Source organism: Streptomyces sp. NPDC055013, from assembly GCF_053608645.1.
The window spans coordinates 232,464-255,285 of record NZ_JBSGVW010000001.1 but is presented as its reverse complement, the minus strand read 5'-3'; the positions used below and the strand labels follow the sequence as shown (position 1 = coordinate 255,285).

Genomic DNA, 22,822 nt, shown 5'->3' with positions numbered 1-22,822 from the left:
GGGCGGTCTCCCTCCTTCACGGGAGGGCCGCCCGGGGCCCTTGCCCGGACGAGGGAGCGAGGCCGCAGCCGTATGAGGCGCACGACGACTCCTGCCGACGACGCTTCCCGCGCGCTGCTGCGTGCGGCCACCCGGCACAGCGGGGCCCGTACGGCGGCCCTGTGTCTGGTGGCGACGGCCGCGACCGGGGCCGGGCTGCTGCTGCCCGCCGCGCTCGGGCGGACCCTGGATCTCCTGCTGGCCCGGGCACCGGCGACGGGCTGGGTGCTGTGCTGCGCCGGACTCGTGCTGCTGCTCGCCCTGCTCGACGGATGCCAGAGCGTCCTCGTCGGCACCGTCGACGCCCGGAGCGCCGCCTGGCTGCGGCGGCGGCTGACCGGGCACGTCCTGGCCGTGGGCCCGCGGGCCACCGCCCGCTTCGGGGCCGGCGACCTGGTCGCACGGATCGTCGGCAACGCCGCGCAGGCCGGCACGGCACCGGCCGCCCGAGCCGCACTGCTCGCCGCGCTCGCCGGACCGGTCGGGGGCATCGTCGCCCTCGGTCTGATCGACCTGTGGCTCGCGGCCGTGTTCCTCGCCGGGGCGCCGGTACTGGCCGCCCTGCTACGGACCTTCGCCCGTGACACCTCCCGCTGTGCGACCCGGTACCAGCAGGAACAGGGCCGGATCGCCGCCGCGCTCGCCGAGGCCGTCGACGGCCGGCGCACCATCCGCGCGGCGGGTGCGACGGACCGGGAGACGGCGCGGATCCTGCGGCCGCTGCCCGAACTCTCCCGCGCCGGGCACCGGATGTGGCGGGTGCAGGGGCGGGCCGCCGCCCAGGCCGTCACCGTGGCCCCGCTGCTGCAGCTCGGTGTCATCGCCGTCGCCGGCGTCCTGGTCACCCGGCACCGGCTGTCCGTCGGCGAGATGCTCGCCGCCTCCCGTTACGCGGTGCTGGCGACCGGTGTCGGCGTGCTGGTCGCCCAGCTCGCGAGCCTGGCCCGCGCCCGGGCTGCGGCCGGACGCCTCGGTGAGGTCGTCGCCGAGCCCGCCCCAGCCCATGGCGGGCGCCGGCTGCCGCCCGGCCCCGGCCGCCTGGAGCTGCGCGGCGTGACCGCCCGGCGCGGCGGACACACCGTGCTGGACGGGGTCGACCTGGTCGTCCCCGGCGGGACCACCGTGGCCGTGGTGGGGCGTTCCGGCGCGGGCAAGTCACTGCTCGCCGCGCTCGCCGGCCGTCTGGCCGACCCGGACGACGGCGAGGTCCTGCTAGACGAAGTGCCGCTGCCCGAGCTGACCCACGACGAACTGCGCCGGGCCGTCGCCTACGCCTTCGAACGTCCCGCCCTGCTGGGCGGCACCGTCGAGGACGCGATCGGCCTGGGTCTGCCGGACCCCTCACCCGCCCGCGTCCGGGAGGCTGCCCGCACGGCCCACGCGGACGACTTCATCCGCCGCCTGCCCCACGGCTACGGCACCGCAATCGCCGACGCCCCGCGCTCCGGCGGCGAGTCCCAACGCCTCGGACTCGCCCGGGCATTCGCCCACGACGGCCGCCTGCTGATCCTCGACGACGCGCTGTCCAGCCTCGACACCGTGACGGAGGCCCGCGTCACCGAGGCCCTGACCGGCGGCTCGTCCGCCACCCGCCTGCTGGTCGCCCACCGTGCGGCGACGGCGGCCAGGGCCGACGCGGTGGCCTGGCTGGACGGCGGGCGGGTACGCGCGTTCGGGCGGCACGAGGAGCTGTGGGACATCGCGGAGTACCGGGAGGCATTCACCGGGGAGGAACCGGCGTGACCCGTGGCCTCTACCCCCGCGGGCTGCGCTTCCTGCGCTCCCGATGGCCCGTCCTCGTACGGCTCGCCCTGTGGTCCGTGCTGGAGACGGGCCAGAGTTTCCTCATCGGATACGCCCCGGCCCGCGCCCTGGACGACGGGTTCCTCCGGGGCCGTACGGAGGTCGGCCTCGGGTGGCTCGGGGTCGCCGGTCTCGGGGTCGTCGTCGGCGCGTACGGCACGGCTCGCGTGTACGGGGCGGTCGCGGCGCTGGTCGAACCGCTGAGGGACCGGCTCGTGACCAGGGTGGTGGAGCGCGGGGTGCGGGAGGCGGACCGCGGGGCGCTGTCCGGGCTCACCCAGCAGGTGGAGATCGCGCGGGACACCTTCGCGGGACTGGTCATGGTGTCGCGGTCGTTCGTGTTCACCGCGGTCGGCGCGCTGGCCGGCCTGTTCTCGCTGGCTCCGCTGCTGCTGCTCGTGGTGCTGCCGCCACTGGCCGCGGGGGTGGGCCTGTTCGCGGTGACGCTGCGTCCGCTGGCCCGCAGACAGGAGGTCTTCCTCGCGGCCGACGAGGCCCTGGCCGACCGGCTCGGCGCCGTCTGCCCCGGGCTGCGGGACATCACGGCGGCCGGCGCTCAGGAGCGGATGGCCGCCGACACCGGGGACCTGGTGGCCGCCGAGCTGCGGGCCGCCCGTTCCCTCGCCCACTTCGGTGTGCTCCGTGTGGCCGCCCTGGCCCTCGGCGGACAGCTCCCGATCGTGCTGCTCCTCGCCGCCGCGCCCTGGCTCCTGCGACACGGCGTCACCACCGGCGCCCTGGTCGGCGCCCTCGCCTACGTGACCCAGTCCCTGCTCCCCGCCCTGCACAACCTGGTCCACGGCCTGGGCACGAGCGGCTCACGGCTGGCGGTGGTGCTAAGGCGGCTGGTGCCGGAGGAGGGCGGGTCGGACAAGGCCCGGAGGCGCGGCGTGCCGGGCGCGGCCAGTGCGCCGAGCCCGCCGGATGCGTCCGCAGCGGCGACCGGCCGAGTCAGGCTCGGCGCGACCGGTGCGGTGGCCGACCGGGCCGATCCGCCCAGAGCCGGCGGCCCCGGCGCGTCACCCACTCATCCGGACGACGGCCCGGCACCGTCCCTGCCTCCCGTCGGCACACCCGCACCATCCCCGGACCACGCCGACTCCCCGCGACCGACCGCCGGACTCCCACACCCCACCGCTCCCGCACCTCCCGCCCTCACCCTCACCTCCGTCACCTTCGCCTACGGCCCCACCGCACTGCCCGTGATCGACGACCTCGACCTCACCCTCCAGGCCGGCTCCCACCTGGCCGTCGTCGGGCCGAGCGGGATCGGGAAGTCCACGCTGACGGCGCTGGTGGCCGGGCTGCTGGAGCCCCGGCGCGGCACCATCCGAGTGTGCGGGGAGGCGGTGCCGGGGCCGGGTGCGGCCGCGCGGCGGGTGCTCATTCCGCAGGAGGCGTACGTGTTCACCGGCACCCTCGCCGAGAACCTCGGCCTGCTGCGGCATGACCCGGTCTCCGACGCGGAGCTGCTCACCGCCGCCGAGGCGGTGGGGCTGGCGCCGCTGCTCGACGCGCTGGGCGGGCCGGAGGGCCGGGTGGATCCCGGGGCGCTGTCCGCGGGCGAGCGGCAACTGATCGCGCTGACCCGGGCCCACCTGTCGTACGCCCCGCTCGCGCTCCTCGACGAGGCCACCTGTCACCTCGACGCGCGGGCCGAGGAACGCGCGGAGCAGGCCTTCGCGGCCCGCCCCGGCGGCACGCTGGTCGTCGTCGCGCACCGCATCAGCTCGGCCCGCCGCGCCGACCGCGTCCTGATGATGGACGGCAGCGACACGGCGTACGGGACACACGACGAGCTCGTACGGCACTCGGCGCGCTATCGCGAGCTCGTCGGCGGCTGGACGCCCGTGCCGCGGTAATGGTTCAGAGCCAGCCCTCGCCCTGGGAGATCCGGATCGCGTCGATGCGGTTGCGGGCCCCGGTCTTGCGGGTGATGGCCGCCATGTAGTTGCGCACCGTTCCGTGGGACAGGTGCAGGCTCCCGGCGATCTCCGCGACGGAGGCTCCCTCCGCCGCGAGGGACAGCACGCTGAGCTCACGCCGGGTCAGCGGCATCTCGGCGGCCTTGAGAAAAGCAAAGCCCAGCGAATCGTCGACGAAACGTTCCCCCTTGGCGACGCGCCGAATTCCGCGCACCAGCCGGTCCGGGGAGTTCTCCTTGTCGACGTATCCGAGCGCCCCCGCCTCCAGGGCCCGCTTCAGCAACCCCGGCCGGTGCGCGCTCGCCAGCACCAGCAGGTGCGGCGGCGTCCGGCCCGCGTCCCGTAATCGCAGCTCGGCGAGCGGGGGTATGCCGTACGTATCCGTGCACTCGAGGTCCACCGCGCACACGTCCGGTCGGACGGAACGCGCGCGTGCGGACGCGCTGCGCCACGGGGCGTCGTACACCTCCAGGCCTGGATCTCGGCGCAGCCACTCCGCCAGCACCGATCGCACCAGACACGCGTCATGCACCACAAGGACCCGGATCACTGCCGCCCCTCCACCCCGCCGTTCGTCGCTCTCATGGTGTTGAGCGCGTGCCCCATTGTTGGCGTCCATGACCGTCTGCGGGCGCGAAGATCCGGCCAACAGGGTGCGCGGGGGCGCACGCGAGGCGCCCGTACGCCGGGGTCGCGCATCGACTGTGGGGGCATGGGATCACGGCCATGGGGTACCAGCCCCCGGCTCTCGCAGTGCGGGGGGTCCGGCAGGACAGGGTGCCGCTCGCCGTGCGCGGCGGGCCGTGAGGGGGGAGATTTGAGCCCTGGGACCCGTCGCGCGGCCCTGCGGAGGAGGTGGTCGGCGTGTCCGACGGGCAGACGTCCGCCCAGGCGCCGGCCGCCGCGCGGACCCGGGTCGGCCGGCCGCTCCTGTCGCTGGCGCTTGCCTCGATGATGGACGAGGTGCACGCGCACTCCGGTGCGGTGTACCTGCTGGCGGCCGACGAGCCCGTACTGGAGATGGCGGTGATGGCCGGCCTGCCCCGGGCGTTCGCGGCGCCCTGGGAGCGGGTCGGGCTGAGCGCGCCGATCCCGGTCGCGGAGGCCGTGCGTGAGCGGCGGCTCGTCTGGGTCAAGGGCGAGGAGGACATGGCGGCCCGCTATCCGCGGATCGCCGTCGTGCTGCCCTACCCCTTCGCGCTGGCCGCGCTGCCCGTGGCCACCGAGACCACCGCCTATGGCGCGATCTTCGTGACCTGGCCCGGCGCACACCCCCCGGAGCTGTCGGAGCGGGAGCGCGACCATCTCACCGCCGCCTGCCGACGGCTCGCGGTGCGGCTGGAACGCGCCCTGGAGGAGAGCCTTCCGCCGCTGCCGGAGCCCGATCTGGTCGCCGGGCCGGCCTTCAGCGGCGCCGCCGGCACGCTCGGCACGGTGGAGGCGGCACGCATGGTGTCGCGGCTGCCGTACGGCCTGTGCTCGCTCGATCTGCACGGCCGGGTCAGCTTCGCCAACCCCGCGGCGGCCGAGCTGATCGGCGTCCCGGTCAACCGGCTGCTCGGCAACCAGCTGTGGGCGTCGGTGCCGTGGCTCAACGACCCGGTGTACGAGGACCGCTACCGGGGCGCGCTGATGAGCCAGCACACCACGTCCTTCCTGGCGCTGCGCCCGCCCGGCGACTGGCTGTCGTTCCGTATGTATCCGAGCACGACCGGTCTGAGCGTGCGGATCAGCCGGGCCCGCGCGGTGGCGGAGATGGGCCGCAGCGAGCCGCAACAGGACGACCCGCCGGGCCGGCTCGTGACCATCTCCCAGGTGCTGAGCCTGTCCGGCGCGCTCACCGAGGCGGCGGGTGTGCAGGACGTGGTGCAGCTGGTCGCGGACGAGATCGTCCCGGCTGTCGGCAGCCAGGCGCTGGTCGTCCTGGGGACGCGGGCGGGCCGGCTGCACGTGCTCGGTCACCGAGGCTATGCGGATCCGCAGATCGTGGAGCGCTTCGACGGTCTGCCGCTGACCGAGCAGACCCCCGGCACGCACGCGCTGACCACCGGTGTGCCCGCGTTCTTCGACTCCCAGGAGCAGCTGGAACGCCTGTATCCGACGCGGTACTCGACGCCCGACGGCTTCGCGGCCTGGGCGTATCTGCCGCTGATCGCCTCGGGACGGCCGGTGGGCACCTGTGTGCTCGCCTACTCGGAGCGGCATCCCTTCCCGGCGGACGAGCGAGCGGTCCTGACCAGCCTCGGCGGGCTGATCGCGCAGGCGCTGGAGCGCGCCCTGCTCTACGACGTCAAACACCAGCTGGCGCACGGACTGCAGGCCGCCCTGCTCCCGCACTCGCTGCCGACGCTGCCCGGCGTCGAAGCGGCGGCGCGGTATCTGCCCGCCACCCAGGGCATGGAGATCGGCGGCGACTTCTACGACCTGGTGCGGACGGAGGACGGGCTGACGGCTGCGGTGATCGGGGACGTGCAGGGGCACAACGTCACCGCGGCCGGCCTGATGGGCCAGATCCGCACCGCCGTACGGGCGTACACGACCGTCGGTCAGGCCCCGGAGGAGGTCATGCGCAGCACCAACCGGCTGCTGCTCGACCTCGGCTCCGACCTGTTCGCCAGCTGTCTGTATCTGCGCCTCGATCCGGAACACGGGCGGGCGGTGATGGCCCGTGCCGGGCATCCGCCGCCGCTGCTGCGACGGCCGGACGGACGCGTGCGGGTCCTCGACCTCGCGGGCGGGCCGCTGCTGGGCATCGACGGCTCGCCCACGTATCCGACGACGGAGGTCGACCTCACGCCCGGCTGTGTGCTCGTCCTCTACACCGACGGGCTGATCGAGTCCCCCGGCATCGACATCGAGGACGCGCTCGCCGAGCTCGGCCAGTTGCTCACCGAGTCCGGGGAGCTGCCCTTGGACGAACTCGCCGATCTGCTCGTGCAGCACAGCGCGTCCAGGCACGAACGGGTCGACGACGTGGCGCTGCTGCTGTTGCGGGCGCGCGGCTGACGGCTGACGGCTCCGGACACGACAGCGGTCCGACCCTCCCGCCGGAGGGCCGGACCGTGTTGTCGTCCGGATCACTCGGATCCGTGCGCCGGTGTCAGGGCGTCAGTTCCCGACGCCGTTTCCGACGACCTCGCCGAGGCCGTTGCCCGTGCCGTCGGCGTTGCCGCCGCCGACCTCTTCACCGGCTCCGGCCTCCTCGCCCGCACCGGCTTCCTCACCGGCACCGGCTTCCTCGCCCGCGCCCGCTTCCTCGCCCGCGCCGGCCTCTTCACCGGCACCGGCCTCTTCACCGGCACCGGCCTCTTCACCGGCACCGGCTTCCTCACCGGCACCCGCGCCGCCCGCGGCGTCGCCGCCGAGGGTCGCGCCGACCGCTTCCAGGGCGGTGGTCACCGGCTGGAAGAAGGTCTCGCCGCCGACCGTGCAGTCACCGCTGCCGCCGGAGGTCAGGCCGATCGCCAGCCCGTCCTGGGTGAACAGGGAGCCGCCGCTGTCGCCGGGCTCGGCGCAGACGTCGGTCTGGATGAGGCCGGTGACGGTGCCCTCCGGGTAGTTGACGGTGGCGTCGAGTCCGAGGACCTGACCGTCGTTCAGCCCGGTGGTGCTGCCCATCCGGAAGACCTGGAGTCCCACCTCGGCGTCCGCCGCCTGGCTGATCGGGACGGCCTGGTCGCCGACGTTGACCTCGCTCGGCGCCTCGGTCGCCGGGTCGTCGTACTTCACGAGCGCGAAGTCACCGTCGCCGGGGAAGGTGGACTGGTCGACGGTGGCGATCGGCTGGCCGCCCTCGGTGTCCGACCACTCGTTGCCGCCGAGGCTGCAGTGACCGGCGGTCAGGAAGGCGGGGGTGCCGTCGCCCGCGGTGACGTTGAAGCCCGCGGAGCAGCGTGAGCTGCCGGCGAAGATGGCGTCGCCGCCCGAGAGGAACGTCTTGAAGGTGCCGGCCGACTTCTTGATGGTCGCCATGCCCGTACCGAGGCCGTCGACGGTCGACTCCAGCTGGTCCCAGTTGTCGCCGGTGACGGTGCTGTCGGCGGTGACGAGGATCTTGTTCGTTCTGGGGTCGACCGACCAGGCCGTGCCCGGGATGGTCGCCTCGGACTTCAGGGTCTGCGCGCCGGACGCGAGCTCGTTCAGGCTGTTCTCGACCTCGCGCACCTTCGCGCCGGCCCGCTTCGCCTGGACGATCACGTTGTTGTTGTCGCCGGGGATGACGTTGACGACGAGCTGCTGGCTCTCGGCGTCGTAGTAAGAACCGGCGAAGGCGTCGCCCAGCATTCCCGCGAGCTGAGAGGCGAGATCCGACGCGTCCGCCGCCTTCAGAGTCTTGGGAGCGGCGGCGTTGTCCGTCGCGGCGTCCTGCGACGCGTTGGCGTTGGGCAGCAGGATCGCGGCCGCTCCGAGCGCCACCACGCTGCCCGCTGCTATCGCGGCCTTGCGCTTCGGAATTCGCTTGTGACTCAAACTTCTCGACCTCCTGGGGGACGGGGTCTGCGCCGCCTTGTGCGGCGGCTTTTCGGGGCGCCTGGTTGGCAGTTGGTACGCACGGGTCGCCCGGGGCGTTCAATTCCGTTTCAGCGCGTCGCGTTCGCAACACGGAATCGGCCAAGGACCGCACCTGCCGGTCCGGCGGCGGGAACAATCCCCCATATGACGATGACCACCGCTGAAGCCGACAAGATCCTCTCCGCCAACTTCGCCCCCTGGGTCCTCGACTTGGGCCTGTCGGTCGAGGCGGTGGAGGGCCACCGGGCGATCCTGCGCATGCCCTGGTCGGACGGGCTGGCCCGGGAGGGCGGCGCCCTGTCGGGGCAGGCGCTGATGGCCGCCGCCGACACCGCCACCGTGATCGCCGTGTCGGTGGCGCGCGGGTCGTACGTACCGATGACGACGGTGCAGCAGTCGACGTCCTTTCAGCGCGCCGTGATCGGTGCGGATGTCCTGATCGAAGCGGTCGTCACCAAGCTGGGCCGGCGCATGGCGTTCGCCGACGTCGCGATGACCGACGAGGGGTCGGGAGAAATCGCGGCCCGGGCGAGCACGGTCTACGCGCTTCTGGGCTGACCCGAGCCGACACGAGCTGACACGATCCGCTACCGATCAGTAACGGTCAGTTGAGAAAGTGGAGCGGAATCCATGCTTCAGCGAATCTGCACATTCAATACTCAACCAAGTCACCGTGGGCCGAGGTTCTGCACAGGGGCGCTACCGGCGGTCACCCCCTTGGGGCCGGAGTGTCGCATTCGCCGCGACCTTCACCGCCCCCCTGTGAGGCGATGCAACAGCTCGCCCGAGCCGATGCTGTGACGCATGTGAAGAAGTCGCCGACAAGACGTGGGCACTTCTGCACCGATCGATGCCGCTGAGATCGAAGTGCCCTGGTGAGGCCGAAGTTTGATTGGAAGCCCGTACCCGCAGCGTGCTTTGATCCATCGCACCGCAGGGGTCGTGTACGGCTCCCGGAAACGGGCGCCGGATGCCTGCGGTCGCGGCCGTCATCTGTCCCCAGAGGGGGCCGCTCCCCCTTGTGAGATATCCATTAGGAAGGGAAGTTCCATCATGAACTCCACCCCCCAGGTTGCGACCGTCGAGATCTCCGACGCCGAGCTCGACAACGTCTCCGGCGGCCTGCAGGTCAACGCCGTGAACGGTGCCCTCGACGCTGTCAACGGCATCGCCCCGGTCTCCGGCCTGGTCGACACGGTCGTCGGCACCGTGGAGGGTGTCACCGGCCTGAACACCGCCCCGGTCTCGGGCCTGGTTGCCGGTCTCTGATCGCACCTTGCATACCACTGAGTCCCGGAGCCATTCCCCGGCTCCGGGGCTCTTGGGTGCCTGAAAACAACTGGGCACCGTCCGCATCACGACCGGCCCCCGCGCGCCGGTCTCCACTCATCCTCAGGTGAGGGAAAGTTCCGTGCAGTTCCGCCAACAGGCCCTCGCCAAGCTCCAGTCACCGGAGGAGCTCGACCTTCCGGTGCGCTTCGCCCGTCCCCAGGGCTGGCTGGTCCTCTCCGTGACGGTGGTCGTCATGGCCGCCGCGTCCGTGTGGGCGGTGACCGGCTCGGTCGCCTCCACCGTCGGCGCGCCCGCCATCCTCACCCACGGGCAGGGCAGCTACATCCTGCAGAGCCCGGTCGCCGGGCAGGTCACCTCGGTCCTCGCCAAGCAGGGCCAGCAGCTTCCCGCCAAGTCCCCCGTACTGAAGGTCCGTACCGCCGAGGGCGAGACGGTCGTCCGTACGGTCGCCGCGGGCCGGGTCACCGGGCTCGCCGCCACCATCGGGCAGATCATCCAGACCGGCGCGAACGTCGCCGCCGTGGAGAAGGTCGCCCGCACCGAGGACCCGCTGTACGCGACGGTGTACGTCCCCGCCGAGAACGCGGCGTCCATCCCCGACAAGGCCGCTGTGGACCTGACCGTCCAGTCGGTGCCCACCCAGGAGTACGGCGTCCTGCGCGGCCATGTGAAGTCGGTGGACCGCTCCGTGCAGTCGGCGCAGCAGATCGCCGCGTTCCTCGGGGACAACCAGCTCGGCGAGCAGTTCACCAAGGACGGCAGGCCGGTCGCCGTACTGGTGAAGCTGGACGAGAAGTCGAGCACCGAGAGCGGCTACAAGTGGTCGTCCGCGGACGGGCCGCCGTTCTCCCTCACCTCCATGACCATGGCCGAGGCCTCCATCCGGCTGGCCGACGAGCGTCCCGTCGATTGGCTGCTGCCGTGAGCGCCGCACAGGAGGCGCGCGGCAGGCGCCGCGCGGCGCCGCCGAAGCGCCCCGTGCCCAAGGGCAGGTCGAAGACCGTCCGCACACCCACCGTGCTGCAGATGGAGGCCGTGGAGTGCGGCGCCGCCTCCCTCGCGATGGTGCTGGGCCACTACGGCCGCCATGTCCCGCTGGAGGAACTGCGCATAGCGTGCGGCGTCTCCCGCGACGGCTCGCGCGCCAGCAACCTCCTCAAGGCCGCCCGCAGCTACGGCCTCACGGCCAAGGGCATGCAGATGGACACGGCCGCCCTCGCCGAGGTGAAGACGCCGGCCGTCCTGTTCTGGGAGTTCAACCACTACGTCGTCTACGACGGCATGGGCCGCCGCTTCGGCCGCCGGGGCGTCTACATCAACGACCCCGCCAAGGGCCGCCGCTTCGTGCCCATGGAGGACTTCGACGGCAGCTTCACCGGCGTCGTCCTGGTCATGGAACCCGGCGAGGACTTCGCCAAGGGCGGGCGCAAGCCGGGCGTGCTCGGCGCGATGCCGGCCCGGCTGCGCGGCACCGCGGGCACGATGCCCGCCGCGGTGCTGGCGAGCCTCCTCCTGGTGGTGGTCGGCGCGGCGGTGCCCGCGCTGAGCCGCACCTACATCGACATGTTCCTCATCGGCGGCCAGACCTCCCTGCTGGGCGTGCTGTTCGCGTCGATGGGGACCTGTGTCGCGCTCACCGTGGTGCTGACCTGGCTGCAACAGACGAACCTGCTGCGCGGCCGGATCATCTCCTCCACCCTCTCCAGCGCCCGCTTCCTGCGTCATCTGCTGCGGCTGCCGGTGACGTTCTTCTCCCAGCGCAGCCCGGCCGACCTGGTGCAGCGGCTCCAGTCGAACGACGCGGTGTCCGAGACGCTGGCCCGCGACCTCGCGGCGGCGGGCGTGGACGCGGTGGTCGTCGTCCTGTACGCGCTCCTCCTCTACACCTACGACCCCCAGCTCACCTTCGTCGGCATCGGCGTCGCCCTGCTGAACGTCGTCGCCATGCGCGTCGTGATCCGCCTGCGTGCCACCCGTACGGCGAAGCTGCGCGCGGACAGCGCCCGGCTCACCAACACCGCCTACACCGGTCTTCAGCTGATCGAGACGATGAAGGCGACCGGCGGCGAGGACGGCTACTTCCGCAAGTGGGCCGGACAGCACGCCACCACGCTGGAGGAGCAGCAGCGCCTCGGCGTGCCGAGCGCCTGGCTGGGCGTGGTCGCCCCGACGCTCGCCACGCTCAACAGCGCGCTCATCCTCTGGATCGGCGGCATGCGCGCGATCGAGGGGGGCATATCCGTAGGCCTGCTGGTCGCCTTCCAGGCCCTGGTCACCCGCTTCACCGCCCCGATCACCCGCCTGAACGGCGTCGCGGGCCGCATCCAGGACTTCGCCGCCGACGTGGCCCGGCTGAAGGACGTGGAGAACTTCGAGGCGGACCCGCTCTACGGCCGCCCCGGCACGGGCGATTCGACGCGCCGGCTGCACGGTCACGTCGAGCTGCAGAACATCTCCTTCGGCTACAGCCCGCTCGACAAGCCGTTGCTCACCGGCTTCGACCTGACCGTCGGCCCCGGCCGGCAGGTGGCCCTGGTCGGCGGCTCCGGCAGCGGCAAGTCCACGGTGTCCCGCCTCATCTCGGGTCTGTACGCCCCGTGGGAGGGCGTCATCCGCATCGACGACCAGCGCATCGAGGACATCCCGCGTGGTGCCCTCGCGGCCTCCGTCTCCTTCGTCGACCAGGAGGTCTTCCTGTTCGAGGGCACCGTCCGCGACAACGTGGCGCTGTGGGACCCGTCGATCCCGGACGAGGCGGTGGTGGACGCCCTGCGCGACGCGGCGCTGTACGACGTGGTGATGCGCCGCCCGGGCGGCATCCAGAGCAGAGTGGAGCAGGACGGCCGCAACTTCTCCGGCGGGCAGCGTCAGCGCCTGGAGATCGCGCGGGCGCTGGTGCGGCGGCCGAGCATCCTGGTGCTGGACGAGGTGACCAGCGCGCTCGATGCCGAGACCGAGCTGGTAGTGATGGACAACCTGCGCAAGCGCGGCTGTGCCTGTGTGGTGATCGCGCACCGGCTCAGCACCGTGCGCGACAGCGACGAGATCGTCGTACTCGAGCACGGCACGATCGTGGAACGCGGCCGGCACGAGGACTTGGTGGCGCGCGGCGGCGCGTACGCGGCACTGGTCAAGGAGCGGTGAGATGACCTCCGTCCACGAGGGAGACCTCGTTCTCAACGCGCTCGGGCAGATGGGCACGCGCATCGACTGCGCCGGGCACAACCGACTCGACCTCGAAGGGCCGCAGGTGCTGTGGCTGGTCGCGTCCGGCGCCGTCGATCTGTTCGCGGTGGACGCCGGGCAGCAGGGCCACTGGCACCACCTCGGCCGCCTGGAGGCGGGCTCGCTGCTGCTCGGCCCGGTCCCGGGGCCGCAGCACACCCTGGTGGCCCGCCCGCTCAGGGACTGCGTGGTGCACCGCATCGGGCTGCGCGAGCTGTACCAGCCCGCGAACACGCAGACCTGGTCCTACGACGAGTACGGCAACCCGCAGTACGTCCCGCCGCAGACGAGCCCGCTGGAGTACGCCCTCGCACTCGGCGTCGGCCGTAGCCTCACCATCCTCTTCCAGGCGCCCATGGCCACCGATCGGGCGGCCTCGAGCATGGGGGACGACGACGATGTCTTCTGGATGCAGGTGCCGCCGGGCAGTGTGCAGTACGGCTCGCTGTACGGTGCCGAGGCCGCCGCCGATCTGCTGATGGACCCGGCGGTCTGGCAGTCCATGGTCGACCAGCAGTACCGCCTGCTGACCACGCTGGACCGCTGGATCGAGCAGCTGGAGCGCACCCACGAGTCGCGCACGGCGGAGGGCATCAAGGCCGGCGAGGCGGTGCGCGTCCAGGCCGACCGGACGCTGCTGGCGTCCATCGGCAAGCGCAGCGACAAGCGCACGACGGCCGCCGACGCGGACGCCAGTCACGCGGCCTGCAAGCTGGTCGCCCAGGCGGCCGGGATCACGCTGGCCGAGCCCGCGCAGAGCGGCACCGAGAGCGACCGGCTCGACCCGGTCGAGCGCGTGGCCATCGCGTCGCGCGTGCGCACCCGGGCCGTACGGCTGGACGGGCACTGGTGGCGGGACAACGTGGGGCCGCTGGTGGGTCACCGGGCGCTGTCGGGTGCGCCGGTGGCGCTGCTGTGGCGGCGCAGCGGCTATGTCGCCGTGCATCCGGCGACCGGCCGCGAGACGCCGATCGAGAAGGCCAACGCGGAGGAGTTCGAGCCGCGGGCGGTGATGTTCTACCGGCCGCTGCCCGATCGCGCGTTGAGCCCGCTGCGGCTGCTGCGCTTCAGCATGCGGGGCACGGGCGGCGACCTCACGAACCTCATGATCAGCGGCCTGGTGACGGTCGCGATCGGCGCGCTGGTGCCGATCGCGACGGGCAAGGTGCTCGGCGAGTTCGTGCCCAAGGCGCAGACCGACCTGATCGTGCAGTTCTGCCTGGCCGTGATGATCAGCAGTGTCGTGGCAGCGGCGTTCATGCTGCTTCAGAACCTGACGATCCTGCGTCTGGAGGGCCGTATCGAGGCGACGCTCCAACCGGCCCTGTGGGACCGGCTGCTGCGCCTGCCGACGAAGTTCTTCACCGAGCGCTCGACCGGCGAACTGGCGAGCCAGGCCATGGGCATCAGCTCGATCCGCCGTCTGATGGCCGGGGTCGGCCCGGTCGTCGCCCAGTCGGTGACCGTGGGCGCGATGAACCTGTCCCTGCTGTTCTGGTACAGCGTGCCGATGGCGCTGGCGGCGATCGGCATGCTCGTCGTCATCGCCGCGGTGTTCCTGGGGCTCGGACTGTGGCAGGTGCGCTGGCAGCGGCGGCTGGTGGTGCTGAGCAACAAGCTGAACAACCAGGCGTTCCAGACGCTGCGCGGGCTGCCGAAGCTGCGGGTAGCGGCGGCCGAGAACTACGCGTACGCCGCCTGGGCGGACCGGTTCGCGCGCAGTCGTGAGCTCCAGCAGAAGGTGGGGCGGATCAAGAACCTCACCACGGTGCTGGGTGCGGTGTATCTGCCGCTGTGCACGCTGCTGATGTTCATGCTGCTCGCCGGTCCGGCGCGCGGCTCGATGTCGGCGGCGGCGTTCCTCACCTTCAGCACCTCGGTGACGATGCTGCTGACGTCGGTCACCCAGCTGACCGGCGCGTTCGTCTCGGCGGTGGCCGCGTTGCCGCTGTTCGAGGAGATCAAGCCGGTGCTGGAGGCCACGCCCGAGGTACGCACGGCGAGCACCCGGCCGGGCCCGCTGACCGGTTCGATGGAGGCGCGCCGTCTGTCCTTCCGGTACTCCGACGACGGTCCCCTCGTCCTCGACGACGTCTCCTTCGACGTGCGGTCGGGCGAGTTCGTGGCAATCGTCGGCCCCAGTGGTTGCGGCAAGTCGACGCTGCTCAGGCTGCTGATCGGCTTCGACAAGCCGGTCTCGGGCAGTGTGCTGTACGACGGCCAGGACCTGGCGGCGCTCGACCAGTCGGCCGTTCGACGGCAGTGCGGGGTCGTGCTCCAGCACGCCCAGCCCTTCACCGGGTCGATCCTGGACGTCATCTGCGGTACGGAGCCGTACACGCCGGAGGAGGCGATGGCGGCGGCCGAGATGGCGGGGCTCGCGCAGGACATCAAGCGGATGCCGATGGGGCTGCACACCATCGTGTCGGGCAGCGGCGCGATCTCCGGTGGGCAGCGGCAGCGCCTGATGATCGCCCAGGCGCTGATCCGCCGTCCGCGCATCCTCTTCTTCGACGAGGCGACCAGCGCCCTGGACAACGAGACGCAGCGCACGGTCATCGAGAGCACCAAGGCCCTCAACGCCACCCGCATCGTCATCGCGCACCGCCTGTCCACGGTGCTGGACGCCGACCGCGTGATCGTGATGGAGGACGGCAAGGTCGCCCAGCAGGGCCCGCCCGCGCAACTGCTGGCGGACACGCACGGGCGGCTGCACGAGCTGGTGCGGCGCCAGATGGCGTGATCCGTGGCCTGCGCGGAGCCGTACCAGGTCCGGGGCGGTCTCAGGGGTTCGGTCGACAACCCTTGAGGCATCTCCCCCAGACGACCCCGACCATGACCCGGTGCCTTCCCTGATTCCGGTCCGGAACGGTTGTGACCCCGAGTGGATCACTGCCACGTTCGATCATGCGGGCATTCCCGTGATCGGTTCGCAGGACCCTTGGAAGGGACGTCATGCACCCACTCATCAGAGGGCTCACCGGAGTGCTCGCCACCGGATTACTCGCCGGTTCCCTCACCGGAGCGTCGACGCCGAGCGTGGCGGCGGCGCAAGCCGACCGTCCCGGCGCGGGGTCGACGAAGCAGCAGGCCATCGACTGGAAGCCGTGTCCCGAGGACGCCACCGCGGAATGCGGGACGCTGCGCCTGCCGGTCGACCGGGCCCGTCCGTCGGGCGGGACGTTCGAGCTCGCGGTGGCCCGCCGCAAGGCCACCGATCCGGCTCGCCGGGTCGGTGTACTGCTGGTCAACCCGGGTGGACCGGGCGCTTCGGGTGTGGACTTCGCCGTGGACGACGCCAAGTCCCACTTCAGCTCGGACATCCGGGAGAGGTTCGACATCGTCGGGTTCGACCCGCGGGGCGTCGGCCGCAGCCACCCGGTGAAATGCTCCAGCGACCTACTGCGCCGAAGGCCGTCGGTCTACCCCCGCAACCAGGCGGAGTTCGACCGACTCGCCTCCTACAACCGCGCGTTGCGCGAGGACTGCAGGCGGCACACCGGTCCGCTCTTCGACCACGCCGACACCTTGAGCGTCGTCCGGGACATGGACGCGTTGCGCAGGTCGCTGGGCGAGAAGAAGATCAACTACTTCGGCCACTCCTACGGCACCTTGATCGGCGAGCAGTACGCCGAGGAGTACGGCGACCGCATCCGTTCCATGGCCCTCACCGCGAACATCGACCACAGCCTCGGCGCCCGGGATTTCCTCGTCTCCTCAGCGGCCGCCGCCGAGGACTCGTTCCAGGAGTTCGTGAAGTGGTGCGATCGCACCAGCTCCTGCGCCCTGCACGGCCGTGACGTCACCGCCGTGTGGGACGGTCTGCTCGCCCGGGCGGACCGGGGGGAGATCCGCGACCCGGAGCGTCCGGACCGGGTCCTCACCGCGCACGAGATCACGTTCGACGTCTTCAGGACGTTCTACGGCCCGGACCGGGAGGAACTGGCCACCTATGTGGCGGGCCTCGACGCGCAGGAACCGAGCGAGCCGCAGCGATCCGCGCAACCTCGGCAGGTCCAGCCGTCGACCTCGCAGGCCGCGGACGACCGGACGGAAGCCGAACCCTTCTACGCGGTCTTCTGCCAGGACTGGCGCATCCGCGCGAAGGACTACCGGGAGTACGCCAGGCTGACCCGGGCCGAGGTGCGGGCCGCACCGCACATGCGCGGTTCACCACGCGTGCATCCCGCGGTGGCCGGCTGCATCGGCTGGCCCGACGAGGTGAACAACCCGCAGCACAGTCTGCGCATCACCGAGGCGCCCAGGATCCTCATGCTGCATTCGCGGCACGACCCGGCGAACCACTTCTCGTGGGCGGCCCATGTGCACCGTCAGACCCGCGGGACGACCGTGCTGCTCCCGTACGAAGGCGCCGGACACAGTGTCTACGGCCGCAGTGACTGCACACGTGACGCAGTGGACGACTACCTCACGGAGCTGAGAATCCCGAGCCCCGGGAGCAGTTGCGCGCCTGCCGCGACGAACTGATCGCGCTCAGACGTCCAACCCCGGCACCGGGGCGCCGGAGGGGAGGCCCGCGGCCACATAGCCGTCGTAGAACTCCTTCCAGGGCGCTTCGGCCCCGGCGTGCGGCCCGTCGAAACGCTCCCCGCGCGCGTGCGCGTCGAGGGCGGCCAGGCAGACCTCCCATCCGGCGCCGTTGCGGGCGGCGGTGTTCTCGGCGACCAGGACGTTGGTGAGCGTGAAACGGGTTCGCCCCTCCTCCAGTGCCTCCAGGTCGAAGTGCACCTCGTCGCCGCCCCACTCGAAGGACAGGTGCCGGGGCTCGTCGACGGCGATCACCCTGGCCGTGGAGTCCTCCAGGTTCGGATCGCCGCTGAACTTGATGGTTCCGCCCGGGCGCAGCTCGATCTCGGCGCGGGAGGGGAACCAGTGCGCGAGTTCGTCGGCGTCGGTCACGAACTGCCAGACGCGCTCGACGGGATGGTCGTAGGTACGGCTGAAGCGGACGGCCGGGCGGCCGTCGTCCAGGGTCAGGTAGTTGCCGGTGAGGTCGGCGGTCATGGTGGATCAGTCCTTCGCGGTGGGTTCCTCGGGGCCGGCCGACGTCTCGTCGAGGCGGCGGCCCAGCCTGTCCAGGCTGGTGTTCCAGAGCCTTCGGTACGGGTCCAGCCAGGCGTCGAGTTCGGCGATGGGCGCGGGGTCCAGGGCGTAGACGCGGCGCTGCGCGTCCTGCCTGACCTGCACCAGGCCCGCCTCCCTCAGCACTTTCAGATGCTTGGAGGTGCTCGGCTGGCTGAGCCCGGATGCCTCCACGATCTCGCCGACGGGCCGGGGCCGCTCCAGGAGGAGCGCGACGATGGCCCGCCGGTGCGGATCGGCGAGGGCGGTCCAGAGCGAGACGTCGGCCATGGATCCAATATGCCTCGACGGTTATATTCCAGTCAAGGAATACGCCACTCGGGCGACGGTGATCCACGCCGGCCCGGGAGCGCGGCGCTCGGGTCGTGGCGACGGCGCACAGTGGCTGAGTCCGTTGCCGGCACGGGGAAACGGGTACGTGCGCAGTCATGCGAATCAGCGTGGTGGACGTGGGGTCGAAGACGGTGCGGCTGGTAGTGGCCGACGCCGCGGACGGGGTGCCGCTGCCGGTGCACACCGCCAAGTGGCGGCTGAGGCTGTCGGAGCAGGTCAGGCCCGGGGAAGTGGTCCCCGAGGAATGCGTCGAGCGGTTGGTCGACGCCGTCGCGGCGGCGAACCGCACTGCGCACAGATGGGGCGCGAGCGCACCCTTGGCCTTCGCGACCGCTGTGGTGCGTGCCTCCCCGAACCGCCAGGAGGTACTGCGTACCGTGCGGACGCGGACCGGGGTGAGCCTGTGCACGCTGCCCGGCGAGCTGGAGGCCGAGCTCACGTTCCTCGGGGCGCGACGGTGGATGGGTTGGCGGTCGGGACCGCTCGCGCTGCTGGACATCGGCGGCGGCTCGCTCGAAGTGGCCTTCGGACGCGGGCGGTTGCCCGACTTCGTGGCGTCGCTGCCGCTCGGCGCGGCCCGGCTGACCCATGAGTTCTTCGCCGGCGAGGACCCGCCGGCGGCGGCACAGGTACGGGACTTGCGCCGCAAGGTCCGCCATCAGCTGCGGGACGTCGCGGCCCGGATCCGCTGGGAGGGGCCGCGCACGGCGGCGGTCACCTCGCGTACGTTCCAGCAACTGGGCCGGCTGTGCGGAGCGGCACCCGGGCGCCACGGGCCGTTCGTGGAACGGAGGTTGGAGCGCTCCGCGCTGCGCGAGGCCGTCGGCCGGCTGGCCGCACTGCCCACCACCGAACGCGCCCTGCTCCCCGGCATCTCCGCGCCACGCGCCGAACAGAGCCTGGCAGGCGCGGTGGTGGCGCACACGGCGATGAAGCTGACCGGCCTCAGGGCGGTCACGGTCTGCCCGTGGGCGATCCGCGAGGGAATCATGCTGCGGCACATCGAGGACGGCGCGTCCTGGTGGGCGGAGGTCGCCCGCCTCGGCGAGGAGGACGCCCCCGCCGACCCGGTGCCCCTACGGATCGCGCCGGCGACCAGCTGAGTGCGACGAGGATGAGGAGACTCCGGTGCCCACCGCACCCGGGAGTCCGCCGAGGACCGCCGCCGCGGCGAGGCCGTCACCCCGAACCGACGGGCCCGGGAGGAGTCCGAGGGCGAGTGACCGGTCCGGGCCCCGCCCGCTGCTCGACCTGCCTACTCGGACAGCTGGTCGCACGGGTGGCCGCGCACCCAACGGGTACTCGGCCGCCATGGCACACGACGTCCGTAGGGCAGGCGGCGGCGAGGGCCCCCGGCTGCCGTCCGCGCGGGGCAGCGTCTCCGCCGCCGTGGAGCGGTATCTGCGAGGTGCCGGGCCACCGCCCCGGCGCCTGGACGTCGCGCGCACGGACGTCTACGGCGACGACCTCCAGCTGGCCCTCTACCTCTGCTACGAGCTGCACTACCGCGGTTTCGCCGGCGTACCCGAGGACCACGAGTGGGACCCCGAGCTGCTGCGTGTCCGCGCGGCGCTGGAGCACCGCTTCCTGACCGCCCTGCGCGCGGACGCCCCCGCCCACGACAGCGTCGAGGACGCTCTGGCCGACCTCCTGGTCGAACCCGTCGACGGCGCCGGCGTCAGCCACTACCTCTGCGCCGAGGGCGAGTTGTGGCACGTGCGCGAATACGCGGCCCAGCGCTCGCTGTACCACCTCAAGGAGGCGGACCCGCACGCCTGGGTGCTGCCCCGGCTGTGGGGCAGGGCGAAGGCGGGCATGGCGGCGGTGGAGTTCGACGAGTTCGGCGGCGGTCGCCCCGACCGTGTCCACGCACGCCTCTTCGCCGACCTGATGACGGACCTCGGCCTGGACACGGCGTACGGCCGGTATCTCGACGAGGCGACCGCGGAAGCCCTGGCCACGGTCAACCTGATGTCCCTGCTCGGACTGCACCGGGCGCTGCGCGGCGCGCTCGTCGGTCATTTCGCGGCCGTGGAGATCACCTCGTCGCCGGCCTCCCGGCGGCTGGCTGAGGCGATGCGCCGCACGGGCGCCGGGCCCGCCGCCGAGCACTTCTACGACGAGCATGTCGAGGCGGACGCGGTGCACGAACAGGTCGTCCGCCAGGACGTCATCGCGGGTCTGCTCGCCGAGGAGCCACACCTCGCCCCCGACGTCGCCTTCGGCATCGACGTCACCGGCTATCTGGAGGACCGCCTCGCCGAGCGGCTGCTGAGCGCCTGGCGGGCGGGGCGCTCGTCGCTCCACGATCACCACCAGCGATCCGGAATTCCCCTTATTTCCTAAATGCCGGGGTACCCGGACGCCGTGAAACCACTGGTGCCGCCGGGTGTGTACACCCCTCAGGAAGACACCGACCTGCTCGTCGACGCCCTGCTCGACGAGCCGCTGCCGGACGGCGCGGACGTCCTGGACGTGGGGACCGGTTCGGGCGCGCTGGCGATCGAGGCCGCGCGACGCGGGACGCGGGTGACCGCGGTGGACGTGTCGTGGCGGGCGGTCTGCACGGCACAGCTGAACGCCTGGCTGGCCCGGCTCCATGTCCGCATCCTGCACGGCAACCTCTTCACGCCCGTGCGGGGACAGTCCTTCGACCTCATCCTGGCCAACCCGCCGTATGTCCCCGCACCCGACACGGGTCGAGCGCCGCAGGGTGCGGCGCGGGCCTGGGATGCGGGCCGGGACGGCCGGCTCGTCCTCGACCGCATCTGCCTGGAGGCGCCCGCCCTGTTGCGTCCCGGCGGGGTCCTCCTTGTCGTGCACTCGACGCTCAGCGGCCCGGGACAGACCGTGTCGTTTCTGCGCGAGTCCGGGTTGAAGGCATCCGTGACCCGGCGTCGCATCATCCCGTTCGGCCCGGTGCTGCGCACCCGGGCGGACTGGCTGCGACAGCACGGCCTGCTGTCCGCCCCGGAACAGAGGGAAGAGCTGGTGGTCGTCCGTGCCGAACTCCCGGTCTGACGAACCGTGCCGGATCAAGGTCCAGCGCCAGGGCCCTGTGCTGGTGGAGGGCCCGGTCGAGGTGGAGCTGGAGGACGGCACGGTCGTCTCCTCCGACCGCTTCCGCGTGGCCCTGTGCACCTGCCGGCGCAGCCGACGCTACCCGTGGTGCGACACCAGCCATCGCGATCGGGCCCGGGAGCGCTGAGTCCGCCCCCGCGAAGTCAACCGTTGTGGAAGAAATTCAGCACGTCGAGTGAACCACGTCTTGCGCGCGACGCCGCAGGGATGCTCACGCTCGGCCCCGGGTAAAAACCCTGACCAATGCGCCCCTTGCAGAGGTGGAGCGGACATGACGCCGGACGCCGACGACCGCGCCCCCCATCCGACCGAGGGCCTGGCCGCGGACTCGTCCCGGTTCGTGCCGCCCCCGGCGAACACCCATGCCCGCACCCGCAGACACGGCCCGTTCACCGTGATCGAGGTGACGGGTGAGATCGATCTGGCGACGGCGGCGCTGGTCACCGAGCACCTGGACGCGGCAACGGCGCGACCGGAGTCGGATGTGCTGGTCGACCTGCGGCGGGTCGACTTCTTCGACTGCTCGGGACTGCACGTCCTGTGCCGGGCCGAAACGCGCGCCAGGTTCCGCGGCGGGCGCCTGCGGGTCGTTTCCGACACGCCGCGCATACGGCGGCTGTTGCGCGGCGCGGGCCTGCTGGACCGGTTCGCGCTCCTGCCCGGGATCCCCACGGACGAGGGGATCCTCGGGCAGGAGGGGGTCCCCGGGGAAGACGGGTGATCCGTATGCCCCCACGGCAACGGTGACCCGTGTCCCCCGGGAAGTCGGGCTGATCGGCGATGAACCGAGGTGCCGACCGGGCGGCCCCACTCCGCCCGGCCGACCCCCGGTGCGAGATCGCCGGGGCCTCCTCGGCAGGGCTCGCACTCCCCAATCCGCGAGCCGCTGCCGAACTGCACGAGGCCGTGCGATCCCGGTCCCTAGAACGCGAAGAGACTCGTCCCGTAGGAGCTCTTCACGCACTCGTTGGCGAAGGTGCGCTGATAGGAGACGCGCTGGCCCTGCCAGACCCCGTCGACCGTGACGACCACGGGGTCGTACTGCTTGGTACACAGCACCCCGTCTCTACTCCCGAGGGCATCGAAGTTCCCGCCCACACTTCGCAGTTCACCGCACGCCGAGGAGGCGTCGGGATGCGTCCCGGAGGAGGTCGGGGCGCAGCTCAGAGTGACGGCACGCACCGGCGTCGTCATGGTGGGGTCGTCACCGTGGGCCAGGGTGAGCACCAGGGCCGACGGGGCGTACAGGGAGGCGGGCGCAGGGTCCGGGGCAGCCAGGGCGGATCCGGTGAGGGGTCCGCAGACGGCGGTGGCCGTGAGAGCGAGGGTCGCTGCCCAGCGCGCGGTGTTCCGCATTGTGTGCATCCTTCCGCTTGAGTAACAGGGTGTGTCGACTCCGACGCGATCGGTGTCGGAGCGACGAGCGGGAGTCTGCCGAGTCCGGCGCCGAAACTCACATCGACACCACGGGTTTCAGTAACCTTGCGTATTGAAACAGTGGCGTGAAG

The 22,822-nt window shown here is 72.0% G+C and carries 19 protein-coding genes; 14 read left to right on the top strand and 5 right to left on the bottom strand.

The window, feature by feature from the left end; all coding sequences use genetic code 11:
* The first annotated feature begins 72 nt into the window (after positions 1–72).
* Positions 73–1,782: an ABC transporter ATP-binding protein gene (locus tag ACWGDB_RS01105; RefSeq protein ID WP_453820449.1), complete on the top strand. Its 1,710-nt coding sequence runs from the start codon at positions 73–75 to the stop codon at positions 1,780–1,782.
* Positions 1,779–3,704 carry an ATP-binding cassette domain-containing protein gene (locus tag ACWGDB_RS01100; protein WP_453820448.1) on the top strand — a complete coding sequence of 642 codons (1,926 nt, stop codon included), beginning with the start codon at positions 1,779–1,781 and terminating at the stop codon, positions 3,702–3,704. The genes ACWGDB_RS01105 and ACWGDB_RS01100 overlap by 4 nt, the downstream gene beginning before the upstream one ends.
* Positions 3,705–3,708: 4 nt before the next feature.
* Here the strand turns inward: ACWGDB_RS01100 and ACWGDB_RS01095 are convergent, their stop codons facing one another.
* A complete protein-coding gene (locus tag ACWGDB_RS01095; protein WP_453820447.1) occupies positions 3,709–4,317 on the bottom strand; it encodes a LuxR C-terminal-related transcriptional regulator in 609 nt (202 codons plus the stop codon).
* 305 nt (positions 4,318–4,622) lie between these two features.
* On the opposite strand from ACWGDB_RS01095, the gene ACWGDB_RS01090 reads away from it, so the two are divergent.
* Positions 4,623–6,773 carry a SpoIIE family protein phosphatase gene (locus tag ACWGDB_RS01090; protein ID WP_453820446.1) on the top strand — a complete coding sequence of 717 codons (2,151 nt, stop codon included), beginning with the start codon at positions 4,623–4,625 and terminating at the stop codon, positions 6,771–6,773.
* Between the two features lie 102 nt (positions 6,774–6,875).
* Here the strand turns inward: ACWGDB_RS01090 and ACWGDB_RS01085 are convergent, their stop codons facing one another.
* On the bottom strand, positions 6,876–8,237 hold the full coding sequence (locus tag ACWGDB_RS01085) for a S1 family peptidase (protein WP_453820445.1): 1,362 nt from the start codon (positions 8,235–8,237) through the stop codon (positions 6,876–6,878).
* Positions 8,238–8,423: 186 nt separating this feature from the next.
* Here ACWGDB_RS01085 and ACWGDB_RS01080 point away from each other — a divergent pair, with 186 nt between their 5' ends.
* From ACWGDB_RS01080 to ACWGDB_RS01055, 6 genes are all read left to right on the top strand, one after another.
* Complete coding sequence (locus tag ACWGDB_RS01080) at positions 8,424–8,837, top strand: PaaI family thioesterase (protein WP_453820444.1); 414 nt, start codon at positions 8,424–8,426, stop codon at positions 8,835–8,837.
* A gap of 495 nt (positions 8,838–9,332) precedes the next feature.
* Entirely contained in the window at positions 9,333–9,548 is a 216-nt protein-coding gene (locus ACWGDB_RS01075) for a hypothetical protein (RefSeq protein ID WP_030052098.1), read from the top strand.
* Positions 9,549–9,690: 142 nt separating this feature from the next.
* Positions 9,691–10,497, top strand: a complete 807-nt coding sequence (locus ACWGDB_RS01070; protein ID WP_453820443.1) for an HlyD family efflux transporter periplasmic adaptor subunit — start codon at positions 9,691–9,693, stop codon at positions 10,495–10,497.
* On the top strand, positions 10,494–12,716 hold the full coding sequence (locus ACWGDB_RS01065) for an NHLP family bacteriocin export ABC transporter peptidase/permease/ATPase subunit (protein ID WP_453820442.1): 2,223 nt from the start codon (positions 10,494–10,496) through the stop codon (positions 12,714–12,716). Before ACWGDB_RS01070 ends, ACWGDB_RS01065 begins: the two co-directional genes overlap by 4 nt.
* A 1-nt stretch (position 12,717) precedes the next feature.
* Positions 12,718–15,540: an NHLP bacteriocin export ABC transporter permease/ATPase subunit gene (locus ACWGDB_RS01060; protein ID WP_453820441.1), complete on the top strand. Its 2,823-nt coding sequence runs from the start codon at positions 12,718–12,720 to the stop codon at positions 15,538–15,540.
* Positions 15,541–15,752: 212 nt separating this feature from the next.
* Positions 15,753–17,285, top strand: a complete 1,533-nt coding sequence (locus ACWGDB_RS01055) for an alpha/beta fold hydrolase (RefSeq protein ID WP_453820440.1) — start codon at positions 15,753–15,755, stop codon at positions 17,283–17,285.
* 6 nt (positions 17,286–17,291) lie between these two features.
* Here the strand turns inward: ACWGDB_RS01055 and ACWGDB_RS01050 are convergent, their stop codons facing one another.
* Both ACWGDB_RS01050 and ACWGDB_RS01045 read right to left on the bottom strand, forming a co-directional pair.
* Entirely contained in the window at positions 17,292–17,822 is a 531-nt protein-coding gene (locus ACWGDB_RS01050) for an SRPBCC family protein (protein WP_453820439.1), read from the bottom strand.
* A gap of 6 nt (positions 17,823–17,828) precedes the next feature.
* Positions 17,829–18,170, bottom strand: coding sequence for an ArsR/SmtB family transcription factor (locus ACWGDB_RS01045; protein WP_383601571.1), 342 nt, complete (start codon positions 18,168–18,170; stop codon positions 17,829–17,831).
* A gap of 158 nt (positions 18,171–18,328) precedes the next feature.
* Between ACWGDB_RS01045 and ACWGDB_RS01040 the strand changes: the two genes are divergently transcribed.
* The 5 genes from ACWGDB_RS01040 (at position 18,329) to ACWGDB_RS01020 (ending at position 22,035) form a co-directional block, all read left to right on the top strand.
* Entirely contained in the window at positions 18,329–19,336 is a 1,008-nt protein-coding gene (locus ACWGDB_RS01040; RefSeq protein ID WP_453820438.1) for a Ppx/GppA phosphatase family protein, read from the top strand.
* A 208-nt stretch (positions 19,337–19,544) separates the two neighbouring features.
* Entirely contained in the window at positions 19,545–20,579 is a 1,035-nt protein-coding gene (locus tag ACWGDB_RS01035; protein WP_453820437.1) for an iron-containing redox enzyme family protein, read from the top strand.
* A complete protein-coding gene (locus ACWGDB_RS01030) occupies positions 20,580–21,254 on the top strand; it encodes a HemK2/MTQ2 family protein methyltransferase (protein ID WP_453820436.1) in 675 nt (224 codons plus the stop codon).
* Positions 21,235–21,441 (top strand): CDGSH iron-sulfur domain-containing protein, encoded by a 207-nt coding sequence (locus tag ACWGDB_RS01025; RefSeq protein ID WP_453820435.1) that lies wholly within the window; start codon positions 21,235–21,237, stop codon positions 21,439–21,441. The genes ACWGDB_RS01030 and ACWGDB_RS01025 overlap by 20 nt, the downstream gene beginning before the upstream one ends.
* Before the next feature lie 144 nt (positions 21,442–21,585).
* Positions 21,586–22,035, top strand: coding sequence for an STAS domain-containing protein (locus tag ACWGDB_RS01020; RefSeq protein WP_453820434.1), 450 nt, complete (start codon positions 21,586–21,588; stop codon positions 22,033–22,035).
* A 200-nt stretch (positions 22,036–22,235) separates the two neighbouring features.
* Here ACWGDB_RS01020 and ACWGDB_RS01015 read toward each other — a convergent pair whose 3' ends face one another.
* Complete coding sequence (locus ACWGDB_RS01015; protein WP_453820433.1) at positions 22,236–22,670, bottom strand: protease inhibitor; 435 nt, start codon at positions 22,668–22,670, stop codon at positions 22,236–22,238.
* Between the last annotated feature and the right edge of the window lie 152 nt (positions 22,671–22,822).

Bases quoted from the DNA above. Each gene is read 5' to 3' on its own strand.
- ACWGDB_RS01045 (WP_383601571.1), bottom strand. From the start codon at position 18,170: ATGGCCGACGTCTCGCTCTGGACCGCCCTCGCCGATCCGCACCGGCGG.
- ACWGDB_RS01015 (WP_453820433.1), bottom strand. From the start codon at position 22,670: ATGCGGAACACCGCGCGCTGGGCAGCGACCCTCGCTCTCACGGCCACC.
- ACWGDB_RS01075 (WP_030052098.1), top strand. From the start codon at position 9,333: ATGAACTCCACCCCCCAGGTTGCGACCGTCGAGATCTCCGACGCCGAG.
- ACWGDB_RS01055 (WP_453820440.1), top strand. From the start codon at position 15,753: ATGCACCCACTCATCAGAGGGCTCACCGGAGTGCTCGCCACCGGATTA.
- ACWGDB_RS01020 (WP_453820434.1), top strand. From the start codon at position 21,586: ATGACGCCGGACGCCGACGACCGCGCCCCCCATCCGACCGAGGGCCTG.
- ACWGDB_RS01060 (WP_453820441.1), top strand. From the start codon at position 12,718: ATGACCTCCGTCCACGAGGGAGACCTCGTTCTCAACGCGCTCGGGCAG.
- ACWGDB_RS01030 (WP_453820436.1), top strand. From the start codon at position 20,580: ATGCCGGGGTACCCGGACGCCGTGAAACCACTGGTGCCGCCGGGTGTG.
- ACWGDB_RS01035 (WP_453820437.1), top strand. From the start codon at position 19,545: ATGGCACACGACGTCCGTAGGGCAGGCGGCGGCGAGGGCCCCCGGCTG.
- ACWGDB_RS01080 (WP_453820444.1), top strand. From the start codon at position 8,424: ATGACGATGACCACCGCTGAAGCCGACAAGATCCTCTCCGCCAACTTC.
- ACWGDB_RS01050 (WP_453820439.1), bottom strand. From the start codon at position 17,822: ATGACCGCCGACCTCACCGGCAACTACCTGACCCTGGACGACGGCCGC.
- ACWGDB_RS01105 (WP_453820449.1), top strand. From the start codon at position 73: ATGAGGCGCACGACGACTCCTGCCGACGACGCTTCCCGCGCGCTGCTG.
- ACWGDB_RS01040 (WP_453820438.1), top strand. From the start codon at position 18,329: ATGCGAATCAGCGTGGTGGACGTGGGGTCGAAGACGGTGCGGCTGGTA.